This window comes from Gaoshiqia hydrogeniformans, assembly GCF_049347105.1.
GTDB lineage: Bacteria > Bacteroidota > Bacteroidia > Bacteroidales > Prolixibacteraceae > Gaoshiqia > Gaoshiqia hydrogeniformans.
Map to the genome: position 1 here is coordinate 1,690,569 of NZ_CP186334.1, position 17,348 is coordinate 1,707,916.

At 41.5% G+C, this 17,348-nt stretch carries 20 protein-coding genes and 1 tRNA gene; 18 read left to right on the forward strand and 3 right to left on the reverse strand.

From position 1 onward, the window contains the following. The first annotated feature begins 328 nt into the window (after positions 1–328). Genes ACOIT5_RS06790 through ACOIT5_RS06805 form a run of 4 tightly spaced genes read left to right on the forward strand, consistent with a single transcriptional unit; the run spans position 329 to position 2,370 of the window. The gene (locus tag ACOIT5_RS06790) at positions 329–1,558 is read left to right on the forward strand and encodes a site-specific integrase (RefSeq protein ID WP_423129720.1); all 1,230 of its coding nucleotides are present in this window, start codon (positions 329–331) and stop codon (positions 1,556–1,558) included. 36 nt (positions 1,559–1,594) lie between these two features. Then, positions 1,595–1,849, forward strand: coding sequence for a type II toxin-antitoxin system Phd/YefM family antitoxin (locus tag ACOIT5_RS06795; protein ID WP_423129721.1), 255 nt, complete (start codon positions 1,595–1,597; stop codon positions 1,847–1,849). Next, a complete protein-coding gene (locus ACOIT5_RS06800) occupies positions 1,849–2,103 on the forward strand; it encodes a Txe/YoeB family addiction module toxin (RefSeq protein WP_423129722.1) in 255 nt (84 codons plus the stop codon). Before ACOIT5_RS06795 ends, ACOIT5_RS06800 begins: the two co-directional genes overlap by 1 nt. Positions 2,104–2,127: 24 nt before the next feature. Then, positions 2,128–2,370 carry a hypothetical protein gene (locus tag ACOIT5_RS06805; protein ID WP_423129723.1) on the forward strand — a complete coding sequence of 81 codons (243 nt, stop codon included), beginning with the start codon at positions 2,128–2,130 and terminating at the stop codon, positions 2,368–2,370. Positions 2,371–2,491: 121 nt separating this feature from the next. Here ACOIT5_RS06805 and ACOIT5_RS06810 read toward each other — a convergent pair whose 3' ends face one another. Further along, positions 2,492–3,007 (reverse strand): helix-turn-helix domain-containing protein, encoded by a 516-nt coding sequence (locus ACOIT5_RS06810; RefSeq protein ID WP_423129724.1) that lies wholly within the window; start codon positions 3,005–3,007, stop codon positions 2,492–2,494. Between the two features lie 350 nt (positions 3,008–3,357). Between ACOIT5_RS06810 and ACOIT5_RS06815 the strand changes: the two genes are divergently transcribed. From ACOIT5_RS06815 to ACOIT5_RS06855, 9 genes are all read left to right on the forward strand, one after another. Continuing rightward, a complete protein-coding gene (locus ACOIT5_RS06815) occupies positions 3,358–3,636 on the forward strand; it encodes a helix-turn-helix domain-containing protein (RefSeq protein ID WP_423129725.1) in 279 nt (92 codons plus the stop codon). Between the two features lie 11 nt (positions 3,637–3,647). Further along, positions 3,648–4,106, forward strand: coding sequence for a hypothetical protein (locus ACOIT5_RS06820; protein WP_423129726.1), 459 nt, complete (start codon positions 3,648–3,650; stop codon positions 4,104–4,106). Then, the gene (locus ACOIT5_RS06825; protein ID WP_423129727.1) at positions 4,072–4,293 is read left to right on the forward strand and encodes a hypothetical protein; all 222 of its coding nucleotides are present in this window, start codon (positions 4,072–4,074) and stop codon (positions 4,291–4,293) included. The genes ACOIT5_RS06820 and ACOIT5_RS06825 overlap by 35 nt, the downstream gene beginning before the upstream one ends. Continuing rightward, positions 4,290–5,561: a primase-helicase family protein gene (locus ACOIT5_RS06830; RefSeq protein WP_423129728.1), complete on the forward strand. Its 1,272-nt coding sequence runs from the start codon at positions 4,290–4,292 to the stop codon at positions 5,559–5,561. The genes ACOIT5_RS06825 and ACOIT5_RS06830 overlap by 4 nt, the downstream gene beginning before the upstream one ends. Positions 5,562–5,783: 222 nt before the next feature. After that, on the forward strand, positions 5,784–6,632 hold the full coding sequence (locus ACOIT5_RS06835) for a toprim domain-containing protein (protein WP_423129729.1): 849 nt from the start codon (positions 5,784–5,786) through the stop codon (positions 6,630–6,632). 599 nt (positions 6,633–7,231) lie between these two features. Then, entirely contained in the window at positions 7,232–7,495 is a 264-nt protein-coding gene (locus ACOIT5_RS06840; RefSeq protein WP_423129730.1) for a hypothetical protein, read from the forward strand. After that, positions 7,492–7,836: a hypothetical protein gene (locus tag ACOIT5_RS06845; RefSeq protein WP_423129731.1), complete on the forward strand. Its 345-nt coding sequence runs from the start codon at positions 7,492–7,494 to the stop codon at positions 7,834–7,836. The genes ACOIT5_RS06840 and ACOIT5_RS06845 overlap by 4 nt, the downstream gene beginning before the upstream one ends. Before the next feature lie 16 nt (positions 7,837–7,852). Continuing rightward, positions 7,853–8,485, forward strand: a complete 633-nt coding sequence (locus tag ACOIT5_RS06850) for a hypothetical protein (protein ID WP_423129732.1) — start codon at positions 7,853–7,855, stop codon at positions 8,483–8,485. Further along, positions 8,448–8,909, forward strand: coding sequence for a hypothetical protein (locus tag ACOIT5_RS06855; protein WP_423129733.1), 462 nt, complete (start codon positions 8,448–8,450; stop codon positions 8,907–8,909). The genes ACOIT5_RS06850 and ACOIT5_RS06855 overlap by 38 nt, the downstream gene beginning before the upstream one ends. Before the next feature lie 68 nt (positions 8,910–8,977). On the opposite strand, the gene ACOIT5_RS06860 is transcribed toward ACOIT5_RS06855, so the two are convergent. Then, a tRNA-Leu gene (locus tag ACOIT5_RS06860) sits at positions 8,978–9,061 on the reverse strand. Positions 9,062–9,168: 107 nt separating this feature from the next. Then, entirely contained in the window at positions 9,169–9,639 is a 471-nt protein-coding gene (locus ACOIT5_RS06865) for a hypothetical protein (protein WP_423129734.1), read from the reverse strand. A 239-nt stretch (positions 9,640–9,878) separates the two neighbouring features. Here ACOIT5_RS06865 and ACOIT5_RS06870 point away from each other — a divergent pair, with 239 nt between their 5' ends. The 5 genes from ACOIT5_RS06870 (at position 9,879) to ACOIT5_RS06890 (ending at position 17,287) form a co-directional block, all read left to right on the forward strand. Then, positions 9,879–10,460: an RNA polymerase sigma-70 factor gene (locus ACOIT5_RS06870; protein ID WP_423129735.1), complete on the forward strand. Its 582-nt coding sequence runs from the start codon at positions 9,879–9,881 to the stop codon at positions 10,458–10,460. 96 nt (positions 10,461–10,556) lie between these two features. Next, complete coding sequence (locus tag ACOIT5_RS06875) at positions 10,557–11,579, forward strand: FecR family protein (protein ID WP_423129736.1); 1,023 nt, start codon at positions 10,557–10,559, stop codon at positions 11,577–11,579. Beyond that, positions 11,576–13,141, forward strand: a complete 1,566-nt coding sequence (locus ACOIT5_RS06880; RefSeq protein ID WP_423129737.1) for an aspartyl protease family protein — start codon at positions 11,576–11,578, stop codon at positions 13,139–13,141. Before ACOIT5_RS06875 ends, ACOIT5_RS06880 begins: the two co-directional genes overlap by 4 nt. Beyond that, positions 13,141–14,721: a carboxypeptidase-like regulatory domain-containing protein gene (locus tag ACOIT5_RS06885; RefSeq protein WP_423129738.1), complete on the forward strand. Its 1,581-nt coding sequence runs from the start codon at positions 13,141–13,143 to the stop codon at positions 14,719–14,721. Before ACOIT5_RS06880 ends, ACOIT5_RS06885 begins: the two co-directional genes overlap by 1 nt. 1 nt (position 14,722) lies before the next feature. Beyond that, on the forward strand, positions 14,723–17,287 hold the full coding sequence (locus tag ACOIT5_RS06890; RefSeq protein WP_423129739.1) for a carboxypeptidase regulatory-like domain-containing protein: 2,565 nt from the start codon (positions 14,723–14,725) through the stop codon (positions 17,285–17,287). Positions 17,288–17,348: the final 61 nt, after the last annotated feature.

Below are 17,348 nucleotides of genomic sequence, written 5' to 3' on the forward strand. Positions count from 1 at the left end.
CAGCCTCTGCCCAAATTTTCACCGAAGATAAAAACAAAAAAGGGATCAACACATACAGCTCTGCAAACATTTACTCCGCCTGAAACATCCGCTGCGTACAAAAAAAAGAGGCTGAACTCTTTTGAGCAAGCCTCTTTCCGTACCCGGGGCGGGAATCATTTAATGTTTTTGCTGTCTTTCTTAATTTACCAAAGGGTTCATTAAATCAGACCATTACTGGATTTTCTTTTCTGTCATTTTTTCTATATTTCACCTGTTTTTTACAAAGAACGTTCCCCTTTTCGTTCCCCTTTTCCTTATATTTGTTCCGTAACCAACGATGTAACTAATGGCTAAGATACATTTTCACATCAACAAGAGCAAAACTGATAAAAATGGTTTTGTACCGATCAGGGCAAAAATTTCTGTTGATTCAACAGCCAGGTATAAAGTTATCGAAAAAGTTAAACCCAGGTATTGGAATACAAAGAAACAAAGGGTTTCCCCAAATCGGGAAAGTGAGCCATACAACCGACATAAAGAAATTAATGAGCTACTTGAAAAATATGAAGATAAAGCCAAGAACTATTTTAATGATCTGAAATTCCAGGGTATTCTGATTGATCTAAACATCGTTGAAGGCTTTTTGCAGGGTAAACTATTGGGAAATTCCCAAAAGGACTTTTGGACGGCTTATGATGAATTTATGGATGTTAACCAGAGCCGGGTTGCATACAACACAACCAGAAATAGAAATACGGCCAAAAACTTCATCCAAAGATACCAGGAACATTACCGGCTGAAGCTTCAATTCCCGGATATTGATTTACAGTTTTTTGAAAAGCTGTACGATTATGCTTTTGAAATTGAGGAATTAGAAAACAACAGTTTTGCGGCTTATGTAGCAAAGTTTAAATCATTTCTGGAATGGTCGATCGACAAAGGATATTACAATTCCCTGGATCACCGGAAGTATTCATTTGCTGAAAAAGATAAATCGGTTGTTTGTTTGACCCCTGATGAGTTTAAAGCCTTGTATAATTACAAATTTGGGAACAACAGACTTTCTAAAGCCAGGGACTTATATTGCTTTGGCTGTTTGACAGGCTTACGGTTTTCGGATGTTGCCTCACTACGGTATGAACATTTTCAGGATGGATACATTGTAAAGAACATCCTGAAAACAAAGCAGGATGACCGTATCCCGATTTTACCACAGGCGCAAGCGATCATAGACAGGTATAATGACGGATCGATCTTTCCTTTGCCCAGGTTATCTAATCCAAAATTAAATGAATACATCAAAGAATGTTGCAAGCTGGCAGGTATTACGGCGCAAACCATACGACTTGAATTCCGGGGAAATAAAGTGATTGAAACCGTACATCCAAAGTATGAGTTAATAACAGCCCATACGGCCCGAAAAACGTTTATTACCATTGGTTTTATGAAGGGTTTGGATGTGAAGATCATTAAGTCTATAACCGGCCATAAAAAGGAAGCAACTTTTGATAAGTATCTGAAAATTGCCGATGAGATGAAAAAGGAAGAAATGTTTAAAGCTTTTGGCAGTCTCTAAATAAGTACGTAATTTTGTACTAAATTAATAGATGAGATGAAAGCAGTTAACTATTCAGAACTACGGCAAAACCTGAAAGCAAACCTGGACCAGGTTACCGACAATGAAGAACTGTTGGTTGTTCACAGGCCAAAGGGCAAAAGTATTGTTATGATGTCGCTGGCGGAGTTTAACGCCATACAGGAAACCATGCACCTAAACCGGAGCAAAATCAACCGGGAACGGCTTGAACGTGCCATTGAGAACATAAACGCCAAACAAGGTTTGGTAAAACGGCAAATTGTAGAATAATGGATATCTTTTGGGACAAGTCAGCCTGGGAAGATTACCAGTACTGGATAGACAATGACCGGAAGGTTTTGCGGAAAATCAACGCCCTCATAAAAGAGTGCCAGCGCACACCATTTGCCGGAACCGGTAAACCCGAAGCCCTGAGACAAAACCTTTCCGGCTATTGGTCACGCCGGATCACCGGTGAACACCGCCTGGTGTATAAGGTTGAAGATGAAGTTTTGTATATCGCCCAGTGCCGATATCATTACTAATACCTTGCTAAATGTACATGAGTTATGATGGGACATAAGGGAAAACTAAAAGGAGTTGAAATAGATGTTATTTTTGAAAGGCATATTCTATGCTATCTGAAAAATATCCCTGGTATCGTAAAATTTGGCAAACGTTCCATTAACAGAAGAAACCGGAGGCAATCAAAATATGACATACGGAAAGAAACACTAATGAATGAAATAAAGGATGCAATTCAAGAAGTGAAGGAAGGGAAAGCAAAGCCAATAAATGAACTATTTAAATAGCTCGAGTCAATTAGCTCCGGAAGTACCGCTAAATATTATCCGGATCTGCCAACTTTAAAAATATGGGTACGAGCTGTACCGGAAAGTATCAGGACAAATTGTGGTGGTGGAGATAAAAAAACTATTTGGATTTGTTTTTTTTCATTTCCTCCAACCTACGTTGAATATATTTGATTTGGCTTTTGCTATCGCTTGAATCGTAAGGCATTTTTTCAATTTCTTCAAGCAATGAATCAAGATCACTAAAATCCCTTTTTTTTATATATTCGTTTGGATTTTCTTCGTAGTATAACCTTGACGCAAAAGGAAGTGTTAAATCATTCTTTGATAAGAAATCAATGATATGACGTTTATCATTCAACTGTTCTTCCAATTCTGAAATTCTCTTTTTCAGCTCTTCAATTTGAGTCTTTAAATCTTCTACATTCTTGTTTGACGGCAATTCTATACCGAGTAAATCACCAACTGAAACTCCTAAAAATTCAGCTATTTTATAAAGGCGATCAATAGTAATGCTTGATCCTGCTTCGATTTTTGCATAAGCAGCTTGACTTATTCCAAGTTCCTCACCAACTTCCTTTTGACTGATTTTTTTTGATTTGCGAAGTTCAATTACCTTATCCAATATTGCCCTCATGATTCATATTTATTCCTCAAAGTTATAAAAAGTATTTGTAAATCATTGAAATCAAGACATAATACAAAGATGAAAATTTTTATAAACAACTTTTATTTGTTTTTTTAAGTCGTATTTGGAATGTTGTATAATTTTTATTTATATATTTGCGCATACATATTAATCAAATTCTTTACACATGACAGAAAAAGAAATCCCCGTAAGGGAAAAAAAGGAAAAACGGCTGTTTGTGCCTGTTACCCCATCGGAGCATAGGAAGATTATGCAGTACTGTGTCAGCCGGAAAGTAACGGTAGCTGATCTAATCAGGTTTGCTCTTAAAGAAACCTTTAATCTTTAACCTTTTACCGATGGAAAAAGAAAATCGAATTGTCGTGATCGGTGAAACAGAGATCGGTTTGATTGTTGAAAAAGCTGTTCAACGGGCATTAGCCAAACCCACGCAAACAGATGATTCCTTTGAACAGGAACGCCTGTCAAAGGTGCAAGCCGCAAAATTTACAGGTATGTCAATACCCACACTCCGCAGGCGGGTAAAGCAAGGTATCTTCAAAGAACATGGTACCGGCCGCAAAACATTCTTTCTCAAATCCGAAATTATTGCATCATTAAGAAATTCAAACATTTAAAACTTACAACAATGGAAAATTTTAAACACTTACAACCGATTTCAGATTTAATCAAAGCCAATGGACATAGCATTTCCGAATCACTTACTAAATGCTACAGGCTTATAGCTCATACACTTCCATTAGATGAATGGGATAATGAAACCCAAACCGCCCTTTATGATTTATCTGAGACTATAGAAGCATTGAAACCTATTGAAGATTCATTGCTTCCCCCGGAGAATGAAAAAATCAAAGAGTTGACGTCCATGTTACAGGAAGTCGAAAATGAGAAAATTTACTTTAGCCGGATGATTGAAGAAAAACAAAAACAGCTTGAATTAAAAGAAAAGTATATTGAGACCCTTCAAAAACATAATAGTTTACTCCGCGAATCATTAGGACTGACCGATGACAATACAGAACACATGAGAATAATAAATGGAAAAAAGGAACATGAAAACAAAAACCTTGGTTCAGGCGCTTGTTGAGCTTGCTTTGTCGGCCCAGGAGAAACAGACAAAAGAAGCCCTGGAACAACTAAACAAATTATCTGAAACCCCTGAAACGATTGAGCTTAAAAAGCGACTGGCGGCAAGTGATCAAAAGATCAATCAGCAATGCCGGACAATAATAAAAGCAGATCGAATTTTTCAAAAACTCAATAATAACTTATGAGTAGCTTAAACGGAAAGAAAAATGAGCCAGATAAGCACGTAAAGTATGATGGAATTCCATATCTAAGGATTGGAACCGAATATTTTAAAATTATTCAACAGCCGCTTTCATCAGGAGATAAAGACAGAAAAATTATACCCTGGAATAAGACTGTAGTTGATGAAGATCACGGGAAAACATATAGATTAAACCGAATTCCAAAGTATGATTCTTTTTGTCTTATTCCCGATCATTTGAACTACAAAAGAGAGGTTAACCGGGATTTAGAGAACGGTGTTAACGGTGCCTATAATCTTTATGAGCCGATATCATGGGTGCCAGCAAATGGGGAATTTTCAAACACTATGATTTTTCTGAAGCACATATTCGGGGAGCAACTTGATATCGGCCTTGATTTTCTAACAATCATATTTAGATACCCTACTCAAATTCTTCCGATCCTCTGTCTTGTCTCCAACGAAAGAAACACCGGTAAAACAACCTTTTTAAACTGGCTGAAATCTATTTATAAGGGAAACATGACAATTAACACCAATGAAGATTTTAGGAATCAATTTAACTCCGGCTGGACCTCAAAATTAATTATTGGTGTTGATGAGGTTTTACTTGATAAAAAGGAGGATGCTGAACGCATAAAAAATTTATCAACAACCAAAACGATAAAGAGCGAAGCAAAGGGAAGGGATAAGATAGAACAAGAATTTTTTGGTAAGTTCATTCTTTGCTCAAATAACGAAACCGATTTTATAAAGATACCACCGGATGAAATTCGATTTTGGATAAGGAAAGTTCCAACCATTGAGAATGAAAATATTGGTATGTTGAAAGATTTAAATTCCGAGATACCATTTTTTTTGAAATTTTTGAGTACCCGAATAATCGAAACTCCACATAGTACACGGATGTGGTTTACACCCGATCAATTATTTACCAATGCTTTAAGGGAAATTAAACTGAAAGGTACAACCCAGTTGGAAAGGGAAATAAAGACTTTGCTAATAGATCAGTTTCTTACATTTCAAAAAGATGAATTGAAGTTTACCCCCAAAGATATTTTAAATCTGCTGAAAAATGAGAGTAGTGTTTATTCTAAAAGTACAGATGTGATCGATATTGTAAAAGGCAAATGGGGATATGAGCAAGAAAAAGAGCCTAAATATTATCATACTTACCATTGGTTGAGTGAGAATAATGAAGTTCCAGTAATGGACAAGCATGGTAAAAATGGAAGATACTACACGTTTAAAAGATGTGATTTTATAAAATAAAATGTGAGTTGTGAGTTAAATATGTCTATATTATTTATTTTCAGTTAATTATAAATCTCACAATTATCTCACAATTACCGCACATTCTCACAGCGTAATTTATTTGTGAGAATTGTGAGAAATTTGTGAGAAGCTAAAATGCACTATGCCAGCTATTTATCTGTTTTCTCACAATCTCACAGGATTTTTACACACCATTGCTGATCTGAAAAAGAAAAAAACATGAATTGCGATCAAGCCAAAACGATTAAAATTGAAAACTTCCTGTACAGCCTGGGAAAGAAACCGGAACGGGTTTACGGTGTTTTTTTATGGTATAAATCGCCACTCCGGAAAGATGAAAAACCAAGCTTCAAAGTTGATACCCGCAAAAATTCATGGTACGATATAGGAACCGGCACCGGTGGAGATATCATTTCCCTGGTCATGGCTATGAATTGTACAAACGTAGCCGGTGCATTATTGATTCTGCAACGCCCGGAGATTTCAAAACAATCTTTTTCTTTTCCGTTACAGCAAAAGCAATCAAAGCCAGGGATCGAAATAAGGCACATTCAGCCACTTCAGAATAAAGTATTGATACAATACCTGTATAAACGAAAGATCGATGTAAAAACAGCATCCAAATATTTAATGGAGGCATATTACAGGGCCAAAGAAAAACAATATTTCGCTTTAGCTTTCCAGAACGACAAAGGCGGTTTTGAGTTACGGAACAGCTACCATAAATGCTGCAATAGCCCAAAATACCTAACCACCATTCCGGGGGAAACTCATTCACTAAATATTTTTGAAGGATTCATGGATTTCCTGTCCGCACTAACCTTTTATAAAACATCAAAGCCCAGGAACCGGACGGTTATTTTAAACACGGTTGAAAACCTTAAATATGCAGAACAGCTAATAAAATCAGCCTGCCAGGTAAATGCCTATTTGGATAATGATACAGCCGGAGAAAAAGCCTTTAACCGGGTCGCTGATTTAAACCCGAATGCAACAAACCAGGCTGTAACCTTGTACCCGGGATATAAAGATTTCAATGATTTCATTTGCAATAATCCGCTTAAATGATCATCCCTGAACCATACTCAAAAAAAATGATAGCTAAGTTAATGAACCTTAGTGAAAGGACTTTAAGCCGGAAAATAAAACCCCTTCAAAGTGAGCTTGATGAGTTATTTCCTGAGTATTCAAAGCATACCACAACCTTAACCCCCCGGGTTTTTCGATACATTTTGCATGAGTTGGGATATCAGGATGATGAAATAGATGAATGGCTAAGGTACCAATTTTCAAAAACGTCAAAAACACCCTCTGAAATACGTGGCAACTTTGGGCTTAAATAATACTATTCAGAAAGAAAACAGACATACCAGGCCATATCCAGCCATATCCCGCCAGTGTGATTTTTACCCTCATTACCTTTGAACCAATTGTTAAGCGTTCTTTTAAAAGCTGGGTTTTATTTTTTTAAAGTCTCGTTTTTCTATGCTGTTAGCCTTATCTCATGTACACGGATTGTTTGCAATCAATTTATCCATTGGTTTAAAATGTTTTTTCATGCAATCATGATGTGTACATGGGGTAGACTTCCAGTAAACATTGGTAAACAAGTGAAATCATGAAAACCAGGTACTCCTGGTATATTATTAACCCCTAAAAATTATTTTATGGAACCAAATTCAGGTAATTTTTTACAATTAGTTGCAGGTATTTTGGTGGTTTTTTTGATCGGTTACTTTACCGGCAAGAAAGCTTCTGAAAAAAAGACAAAAAAGGTAACTTCTTTGATTTCAGAAGAACTGTTACAGTATAGAGATTCTATACCACCCGAGCAACGGACTGCAAAAAAGCGAAATTTTAATAACGTTGATGAGCTAATAAAAGAGCTTGAAGAAAACGAAAGTGTTAAACCTCAAAATGAAATGAAATGAAAAACATTGTATCCTATTTGATGTTATTGGCCTTATTTTTTTATCTGGTCAAGGTTGGCAGAAAGGAAGCTGTTAATTCAAGTGATGAAACAGCCGATCCAACAAACTTAATTGATAATCTGGCCCGGGGGTTCAAATCTACATTCAATGCTCTTTTTTCTTCCGAAAGCAATGTTGTTACAATGGCCCCGGAACCGGAAAGCCCGGTATGGACAGATGACAGACCATCAAATTCAGAAATGATGAATTACGCCCAGGAAGTAAATTCTTTTACGGGTGTACAGTTAAAAAAACGTCGTGGAGCCTTTTATCGCCCTGATATTTTAAATTCAATAAACTAATTTGAATCCTTAGATTATGGTTACAAGAAGTACCACAGGTACCACTACAATAAGATCATCTGTTGATGTAAAAGAATGGTTCAGGGAATCTTTTGAGGCTTCTGGAACAAATTCACAAGGGGAGTTTCTTGAAAAATTACTTGAACGTTGGCACCGGGAGGAGCCAGTTCAGAAAGCCAAAGTTGAAACGATTGAAGTATTCCGGGATCGGGAATTTTCAGCCAATGAAATATTGATGAGTTTACCCCCCGCCCAACTGTTTGCACTTCGTCAAACTATCTTAAGTATTCCTGATTTCGCAGAGAAACAAAACGAAATGATTGATTCTCTTTCTTTAGGCAGACCGTTGTTTTACTTCGGAAACCTGTATGATAAAGAATTTAGAAGTATGTGGGTGCGCAATACCCCGATCATAAAGAATATGAGCGACGAAGAAAGGGAAAGCGCAATCAAACACAATATGTATGCCTTTTTGCTGAACATGTTTTCAATGCACATCGTTGAAGGAAAACTATCATGCACAAAAGTTACTCCTGATGTTCTGAGAGATTTCATCCAGAAACTAAAGCCAAAGGGCAATCAAATTAAGTCAGAACTTAAACCCGTAGAAAATGAATCAAGTATTCCACAGCCCGACACCGCTGATTGATCAGCAAAATATTTGCACATCTGTTTTTGTTGCGGACCAGCCTGAGGAAAGTTCCTTTTGGGGCTTGTTTGAAGGAAAATCAAAATCCGGGGGAACGACTTCAACCGGTGACAGATCAGCAAATACCGGGGGAACCTCCGGGGGGTCTGGCTTCTTTAAGGTTGTTGGCTCAATCTTTACCGGTATTGCTGGCGTTGCCTCAACAGTTGCCCCGGTATTGCCATCTTTGGGGGTTGGCTCAAATTCCAGGATCAAGGAAATAGAAGCAACGGCCAACGCAAACACCCAGGTATATAATGCTCAAATAGCTGCAACTTTAGCCCAGTCAGAGGCAGAATCCAAAAAGCAAACCGAAACTATGTTGATTATTGGCGGAGCGTTATTAATACTGTTGCTTGTTTTTATCGTTGCCTCAAAACGCTGAACGTTCCCCATTCGTTCCCCAGAAACAAAGAAAGCCGCTGTAAATCAGCGGCTTTCTTTGTTTTTCCGTACCCGGGGCGGGAATCGAACCCGCACGATATTGCTATCACTGGATTTTGAGTCCAGCGCGTCTACCAATTCCGCCACCCGGGCCTGAATTAGCGATGCAAAAATAATGGAAAATTCCTTTATCCAAAGAAAATAACTTAAAAAGTTTCACATTTGAAAGCATCGCTGATTCAGCCATAAAACCGGTTTACTTAAAAGATATACCTGATTGAAATAGCCGCTCCATCCCCCCAGAAACCGGTATCGCCAACCAGGTTGATGACGGGCTTCCAATCCAGTCCAAGGTTAATCGGTATTTCAGCAAAATTGTATTCAATACCAAGAATACCATCGGCGCCAATTACAACATAGTTGTCTCCGTCATCAAAACGCGACGACCTGTCCCCGTCATAGAAACCCAAATGGGCTCCAAACCCATAATACCAGTTCAAACGCGGCGCGTTAAAAGCCTGGCGGTGGATTTCGTAAAGCCCGGTAATCTCCAGACCGTGCCAACGGGAGGACAGTAATCCTTCAAAAGCATGTGACTGATTCAGAAAATGTTTAACGGTAAGACCGCTAAAAAATCCGCCACGAAGACCAATACCTGTATTGTAATCCTGTGCGCTTGCCGAAAAAATAGCAAAAAATGAAATGATTGTAACAACAATTAGTTTTCTCATGACTTTTTATTTGTGTTTTACATGGATAAAACGGCGGTTTCCCCGGAATGTTTTTAAGCAGGTCAAAAAAAAATCAACCCATAAGCCAGTCGTGACGCCTGAATTGGTGTGAAAAAAACAAAATTATATGTTACAAAATTATTCTCTGCGTATTACGGGTCCTCCCTATCGGCAGCATCTCTTATTTTTAATACCTTAGCATTTGTCATAAACGAAACATGACGTTTCAATAAGAACCGATGGACAAGCTGACCGATAACGAATTGTTTGGCAAATTGAAAGAAGGTAACGAAAATGCCTTCCGGGTGTTATTCCTGAAATACTACAGCCCGCTCTGTGTATTTGCCCTTCAATTTTTAGGAGAGAAAATAAAGAGTGAAGAAGTTGTTCAGGAAGTGTTTTTCCGGATTTGGGTGAAAAGGGAACAACTGCATATTGAAACTTCAGTTAAACAATACTTCTTCCGGTCGGTCCGGAACGAATGCCTGAACAACCTCCAGCAACGGCAAATCAGGCAAAAATACAGCCGTAAGGTTTTGGACGAGTTGAAACACGAACCCAATCCTGAACCCTACTTTCTGGAAGTAGGCTTACAACAACAGATCGAGAAAAGCATTCATTCCCTGCCTGAAAAACGCCGGGAGATTTTCAGGTTAAGTCGCGTGGAAGGTTTGAAATACAAGGAAATTGCCGAACGCCTGAATATTTCGGTCAAAACGGTAGAGGCCCAGATGGGCATGGCCCTGAAACAATTACGGGAAATGCTGAAAGATTACAAAGATTATTTACTTGGTTTTTTTGTTTTTTCGAAAAAAAGATAGTTGACAATAAGGGTCGACCGGTGCGACGATTGTCTTATTTCTGTATCAAACAAGGTTGGAGCATTAACCGGATTGAGCATATAGAAAGAAGAACACATGCAAAAGAACAGAGAAATCGAAGAAAAAGAATGGGAGGCTATTGCCCGGCGCCTGTACAATGATGAAGCGCGTAGCGAAGAGCCGGTTGGGTTGGGCGATTTGGAGGAAGAGTTACTGGCCGGCATTTCTCAAACAGCCCGACAGGTTGACCGCTACCTGATGCTGAAAGAATTTGATGCGCAGCAGGCTTATGAAAAACTTCACCCGCGGCTTCAGCGTCCAAAAAGCATCCTCTCCCGGCTGAACCGGCCCTTGTTAAAGATCGCGGCCGTATTCGTTTTTGCAGTTATCGTAGCTTCTGCCGGATTTTATGTCGGCAGCCGCCCACGGGCAAATTTGAAATCGGCCGGGGTAGCCGTTGATAATCACGGCCTGTCAAAAATCGAACTGCCCGACGGTTCGGTTGTCACTTTAAATCATGATACAAAAATCAACTATCCCGAAAAATTCAGCGGAGATACCCGCGAAGTGCAGATCGAGGGAGAAGCTTTTTTTGAAGTGCAGCCCGATGTGGCAAAACCTTTTGTTATCCATGCCGGCAACGCGGTAATTCGAGTGCTGGGAACCAGTTTTAACGTGAACGCCTACCCTGGGAACGCCGAAGTGGAAGTGGTTGTGGAAACCGGGAAGGTGCAGGTCTCAAACAGAAAAACAGAGGCAAAAGATACTGACCGGGTTGTTTTAAACGCGGGGGAAAAAGGAGTGTATATCCTGTCGACCAGCGAATTACAAAAAAGCAAAAACGACAATCCAAATTATTTGTCATGGAAAACACGCGATTTAGTCTTTCATAAAACATCCTTAACGGAGGTCCTTGAACAACTGAAAAAAGTTTACCGGGTTCAGATTAAAACAGAAGATCAGCAAACAGGGCAGTTACTCCTGACTGCCCGTTTTGAAGATCGTTCGCTCGATTTTATTCTGCAGGTAATCGCCCTGACCCACCAACTGGAAGTAAAAAAAGAGCATGATCAGTATGTGTTAATGCGTATGAATCAATTAAACCAATCGGAGCCATGAAAACTCAAGCTATGAAAAGCCTTGCTGCTATGTTATTTACAGCCGGCCTGCTGATGTCGGTTTCGTTTGTTGCTTCCGCCCAGGAAAAACAAAAGAAAACGATTATGGACCAAAACATCAGCATTTATGCTGAAGAAGAGTCCTTGTCGAGCGTTCTTCAACGGATTTGCGAGTATTTCAACCTCGACTATTCCTATAACTCAAAGTTGGTTGAAGGAAAACAAATCAGCCTGAATATTTCGAACAGGCCCATGCGTTATGTGCTGGATAAACTGATGAAAGATTATTTCCTCATCTTTGATATTGAAGACAATATTCTTGTTGTGCGCGAATATATTCCGCTGAAAGAAAGTATTCGTTACGAGGAAGAAATGAAGTTCTCGCCGGGTAAAAATCTGTTCGAATTTGATAACCCCCGGAAAAAAACAATCACCCTCGATTTCAAAACAGCCAGTAACCTGATTATCATTCCGGTTATGATCAATGATTCTGACACCCTGAATTTTATTCTTGATACCGGTGTTCGTATCCCGATCATCACCGAATTACCTTATGTGAACAAGCTGAACCTGAACTTTTTACAGCCGGTGACCGTTTCGGGCTTGGGCGAGGGTGAATCGTTAACCGCTTACCGGTCGGGAAACAACACTTTGAAGATTGGAGGAGGATTGGTTTCTTTTAATCAGGAAGTCCATATGGTGATCAGTGAAAACTTCCAGATATCGCAAATTCTTGGGTTACCGGTTCATGGCTTGATCGGGTTCAATTTATTTAAAGATTTTGTGGTAGAAATTGACTACGATGCCCATAAGCTCACCGTGAGCAAACCCGATTATTACCGTTCGCGGGTAAATAACCGCGATATCGTGATGCCACTCCATTTTGAGCATAATAAACCCTACGTGCGAACAACCATCATGACCGACAAGCACGAAGAAGTGCCTGTAAAATTACTGGTCGATACCGGCGCCAGCGATGCCATTTGGTTGTCGACAAACTCCGACGAACGGATCAGTTTGCCTGAAAATCACATCGAAACCTTTCTGGGCCGCGGCTTAAACGGCAACTTGTACGGCAAAAAAGGTCGGATCGGAGGAATCTGGGTCGGGCCGCTGGTCCTTTACGAACCCATCGTCGCTTTCCCCGATGCCGGTCTGGTCGATCAGATTATTACCGACGACCGGAACGGAACGCTCGGCGCCGAAATCCTGAGACGCTTTTACGTCACAATCGATTATCCGGGCAATCAGATTAAACTCCGGCCCACCAGTAAGGTCAAAGATGAGTTTAATTATAACATGAGCGGACTTGAAATATCAAACCCGTTCCCGGGAATGTCTGTTTTTACCATCGATCAGGTTCGTGAAAATTCGCCTGCCTATTACGCCGGGCTGATGGAAAACGACCAGATCCTATCGGTAAACAAGACCAACCACAAATCGCTGACCTTAAACGATATTAATTTATTATTGCAAAGCAAGGAAGACCGGAAAATTTCGATAACCGTTTTACGTAAAGGAGAAGAAATTACCACTTCCTTTCAGTTGCAGCGGATTTTTTAATGAGAAACAGGTTCCAAATAACAGGCATCATTCTTCTGACGTGCATTTCGTTCCGTCTGGGCGCTCAGCAGAATGAAGCCTTTGCCCAGGAACAGAAAATCAGTCTGAACATTTATGAACGGACCGTGGCTGAGGCGCTGGATGAGATTTCCCGTTTGTCCGGGTTGAGTTTCTCCTACGATCCCTTGCTGGTTAATGCCGACGACATCGTCTCGTTTAGCTGCGAGGATCAGGAAATTCATGAGATACTAAACGATTTATTGGGAGACGGATACGAGTTCCGACAGCTGAAAGACCAATTAATTATTACGCTGAAAAGCCCGCCTTCTGCCCGCTTAAAAGATTTTCCGGCCGAACCAAGCCCTGACATGATGATTATTTCGGGCCTGGTGACCGAAGCCGGGACCAAAGAAACGATTCCCTATGTCAGTATCTCGGTTTTAAACGAACCTTTCGGGACGATCACCAACCGCGACGGACAGTATGAACTGAAAGTGCCTGAAAAATACCGCAACAGCGCCATTGTTTTTTCGTGCATGGGATACGGGCAACAATCGGTACAACTCGATACCCTGAACGAAAGAACCGTAAACATAGCCTTGCGCCCGATTGATATCCGGCTGGCTGAAATTGAGGTCAGGGCAATTGACCCGGTCCGGATCCTGGACAAGATGATGGAACATATTCCGGATAACTACCCGGACGAAATCCGCCTGATGACTTCGTTCTACCGCGAAGTGTTACTGCAGGACAAAAAATACATCAATGCATCCGAAGCCATCATCAATATTCTGAAATCGCCCTACGATCAAACCTTCCGCGAAGACCGGATCAGGTACCTGAAAGGACGGAGAAGCCCCGATGTGGAACCTTTTAAGTGGGTCGACTTTAAGATGCAGGGAGGCCCCTACTACATCACCAAACTGGATGTGGTGAAAACGATGGATTCTTTTATTGATCCCGAATACCGTAGCTTTTACAGGTATGAGATGGATTACCTGATCGATTATCTTGACCGCCCGACTTACGTTGTCCTGTTTGAGCCATCCGGTAAGATTGATTTTCCCTGTTACCAGGGGAAACTGTTTATCGATCAGCAAAGTTTTGCCCTGGTCCACGCCGAGTTCAGCCTGGGGAAAAGCGGAATGAAGTACGCCCGAAAATCGCTGATCCGTAAAAAACCCAAGGGGTTTAATGTGCGTCCGCTCGATCTGAATTACACTGTTACCTATAAAGAAAACGAAGGACGATGGAACCTGAACACGGCGCAAACATCCGTTCGTTTCCGCGTGAGAAGCAGCAAAGACCATATTAACTCTGTTTTTCACAGCATCTCCGATTTGCTGGTTACCGGGCACGAAAAAACCACCCTGCGAAGGTTTCACAAAGACGAAACCTTTTTGCCCACCGATATTTTCACCGAAATGATTATCGATTACGACAAAGAATTTTGGGGAAACTTCAACATCATTCAACCGGATGAGGATCTTCGGCGCGCTCTGAAGAAAATCAACCTAAATGAAACCACCCGTGATGGAAATTCCTTTCCTGATCATCAATTAACCCAACAGAACAACTAAAATGAAAAACAAAATTTTATTCCTGCTTTTCACGCTTTTCCCCGTGTACAACTTTGCACAGACTGAGCGTCAGATCGAAGGATTACACACCCAACTTGGCAATTATTTTAATGACAATCCGGTAGAAAATATCTGTCTTTTTACGGATAAAGAGGTATATAAACCCGGCGAAATCATCTGGTTTAACGCCTGGGTCAGCAACCTGAATGCCGACGGGCTTGCTTCGGTCAGTACCGAGTTGAATGTGGCTCTGTTTCATGAATCGGGCGAGCAAATGATCAACGAGGTGTACCGGCTTTCTGATGGTACGGCTAAAGGAGACCTCGTCATCCCCGATGGTTTGGCCGCAGGAAGGTATGCCCTGGTTGCTTACACACCGGTCACACAGGATGAAGATGAGATTTTTATGAAACTGATTTTTATAGACCCGATGAGCCCGGATGAGGTGCTGGTTGATGTAAAAACCAGTCCCGCCCTATTAAAAGCAGGCGCCGGCAACCTCATCGAACTTAGCCTGAGCGAACTGTCGGGAAAGGCCAGGTCGTCGGGAAAACTGAGCTTTGAACTGTTGCATGGCGAACAGCTTTTGCTGAAAGATAAACTGAAAAGCGAACCGAATGGAAGTCTTCGTTTTAATTTAGATGTCCCTTCGCAGTCGTTCGACCGGCCGCTCCGGCTAAAAATTTACAACTCAAAAAACCTTCTTTATTCAAAACTGTATCAGGTAAATACCGGCAAATTGCTGGTCCGTTTTTTTGCCGAAGGAGGGCAGCTGGTTGCCGGTACCCCACTCAAAATTGGCTACCGCGTAACAAACAGCCTGGGACAACCCGTCAGCATTGAGGCCGATATCCTTGAAAAAGGCGCAGGCGCCCTTACTCAAACAAAAACGTTTACAGCTGGCTTTGGCGTTTTTCCATTTAACGGGAAAACTAACACGGCTTATCAACTGAAAATTACCGGCGAGTTGGGAAACGGACAGGTTTTTGATCTGCCCGCTTTTGATCCCGATGGCTTTACCTTTTCCATTCAGAAAACAGACGAAGATTTTATTTATGCAAATCTCGTTTTTACCAACGGTGAAACCCGGTCGGTTAACCTGATGGCTACACGCGGAAGCCGGTTATTCTGGGCCTCACCAATGGAAGTGGCCGGAGCTGTCAGGGTAAAAATTCCCAAAGACAATCTTCCTAACGGAATCTGCATGCTTTCGGTATTCAACCCGGATGACCGCTTAATGGCCGACCGCCTGGTTTATGTGGATAAGCGGGATCAACTCAAGCTTTCAATCGAAACAGAAAAGGAAACTGTTCAGGCGGGCAAGAAGTTTGAGTTAAAAATCAAATCCCGGCCGGAGTCCGGTGAAGCCATGCCGGGAATCATGACCGTATCGGTAGCTGCCGACCCAAAAATATTAAAATCGCCGGATGACCCTCTTTGCAGTTTTGGTTTGAACGATTTACTGGAATACCCGGTTCCAGGTCTTTCACAAATGATTGCCGACGGAACTTTCTCCGAAAATTCGCTCAACTACCTGCTGATTTGCAACCGGTTTAAAAATTTTTCCTGGGATACTGTTTTGGGGTTCGACCGGAGCAACTACCTGTCTGAGCAAGGCGAAAACTGGCTGTCAGGCCTTGTTTTAAACAAGTACGACGAGCCGGTCCCCAATGCCAAAGTGAATTTGCTGAATACCTCGAATGTACGGATTATGAATGTAACAACCGACGCGAACGGGTATTTTGTGTTCACGGGAATCGGGCTGGCCGAACTTGACAAGTACGTGGTAAAGGCCATCGATGCCGAAGGAAACGATAAACTGACCGTGGCATTCGACGGCAACACCGGCGAAAAGCTTGCCCGGCAGGTTAAACGGTTTATGATACAAACAGCCTCATGGGAGAAACCGAAGGTAGACAGCCGTTTTTATCAGGAAAACAGCCATTTGTTTTCAAAAATGAAAAAGCCGGCTGTTAAAGCGCCGTCAAAAGACGAAAACTACCGGAAAATGCTGAGCTCCGGCTCCTCCATCCTGGATGTTATAAAAATGATCAAACCGTACCAGCTCGATGGCGATAAAATTATTTTTCCCGGCGGGCAAAACTCGCTGATGGCGCAGGATGGGGCATTAATTGTGATTGACGGCCAGAAAATGGGAACCAGCGCCTCGGCGGTGAACAGCATTTCGCCTACCGATGTCGAGTCGATCAATGTTTCCACTTCCCCCATCGATATTCAGCGTTATACCGGCCTGAACTCGGTCGGCCTGATCGAAATACGGACAAAAAGAGGAGAAATCGTTCCCGAAGTTTCCGAAGTTGAGGAGAACCTGTATGCTGACGGTTTCCGGGTTTCCCGCGATTTTTCCGGTACTGTTGCGAAATCCGGTCAGCGCAATCCAACGAGCCTGTATTGGGAGCCGGCCTCGAAATTTAATGCCAACGAACCGGTGAACCTGCAAGTTCAGGCCGGTAACGTCACCGGGACCTTCCGTATTACCGTGGTGGCAGTTGACGCCGCAGGGCGGACAGGAAAGGCTGTTTCGGCGATAAAGGTGATCAAATAACTCCGGGATGTAACCATTTTTCGGGACAGACTTTTTATCTGTGGGGAGAATGCCTTTTTGC

Coding starts and splice junctions, on each gene's coding strand:
- ACOIT5_RS06790 (WP_423129720.1), top strand. CDS start 329: ATGGCTAAGATACATTTTCACATCAACAAGAGCAAAACTGATAAAAAT.
- ACOIT5_RS06795 (WP_423129721.1), top strand. CDS start 1,595: ATGAAAGCAGTTAACTATTCAGAACTACGGCAAAACCTGAAAGCAAAC.
- ACOIT5_RS06800 (WP_423129722.1), top strand. CDS start 1,849: ATGGATATCTTTTGGGACAAGTCAGCCTGGGAAGATTACCAGTACTGG.
- ACOIT5_RS06805 (WP_423129723.1), top strand. CDS start 2,128: ATGATGGGACATAAGGGAAAACTAAAAGGAGTTGAAATAGATGTTATT.
- ACOIT5_RS06810 (WP_423129724.1), bottom strand. CDS start 3,007: ATGAGGGCAATATTGGATAAGGTAATTGAACTTCGCAAATCAAAAAAA.
- ACOIT5_RS06815 (WP_423129725.1), top strand. CDS start 3,358: ATGGAAAAAGAAAATCGAATTGTCGTGATCGGTGAAACAGAGATCGGT.
- ACOIT5_RS06820 (WP_423129726.1), top strand. CDS start 3,648: ATGGAAAATTTTAAACACTTACAACCGATTTCAGATTTAATCAAAGCC.
- ACOIT5_RS06825 (WP_423129727.1), top strand. CDS start 4,072: ATGAAAACAAAAACCTTGGTTCAGGCGCTTGTTGAGCTTGCTTTGTCG.
- ACOIT5_RS06830 (WP_423129728.1), top strand. CDS start 4,290: ATGAGTAGCTTAAACGGAAAGAAAAATGAGCCAGATAAGCACGTAAAG.
- ACOIT5_RS06835 (WP_423129729.1), top strand. CDS start 5,784: ATGAATTGCGATCAAGCCAAAACGATTAAAATTGAAAACTTCCTGTAC.
- ACOIT5_RS06840 (WP_423129730.1), top strand. CDS start 7,232: ATGGAACCAAATTCAGGTAATTTTTTACAATTAGTTGCAGGTATTTTG.
- ACOIT5_RS06845 (WP_423129731.1), top strand. CDS start 7,492: ATGAAAAACATTGTATCCTATTTGATGTTATTGGCCTTATTTTTTTAT.
- ACOIT5_RS06850 (WP_423129732.1), top strand. CDS start 7,853: ATGGTTACAAGAAGTACCACAGGTACCACTACAATAAGATCATCTGTT.
- ACOIT5_RS06855 (WP_423129733.1), top strand. CDS start 8,448: ATGAATCAAGTATTCCACAGCCCGACACCGCTGATTGATCAGCAAAAT.
- ACOIT5_RS06865 (WP_423129734.1), bottom strand. CDS start 9,639: ATGAGAAAACTAATTGTTGTTACAATCATTTCATTTTTTGCTATTTTT.
- ACOIT5_RS06870 (WP_423129735.1), top strand. CDS start 9,879: ATGGACAAGCTGACCGATAACGAATTGTTTGGCAAATTGAAAGAAGGT.
- ACOIT5_RS06875 (WP_423129736.1), top strand. CDS start 10,557: ATGCAAAAGAACAGAGAAATCGAAGAAAAAGAATGGGAGGCTATTGCC.
- ACOIT5_RS06880 (WP_423129737.1), top strand. CDS start 11,576: ATGAAAACTCAAGCTATGAAAAGCCTTGCTGCTATGTTATTTACAGCC.
- ACOIT5_RS06885 (WP_423129738.1), top strand. CDS start 13,141: ATGAGAAACAGGTTCCAAATAACAGGCATCATTCTTCTGACGTGCATT.
- ACOIT5_RS06890 (WP_423129739.1), top strand. CDS start 14,723: ATGAAAAACAAAATTTTATTCCTGCTTTTCACGCTTTTCCCCGTGTAC.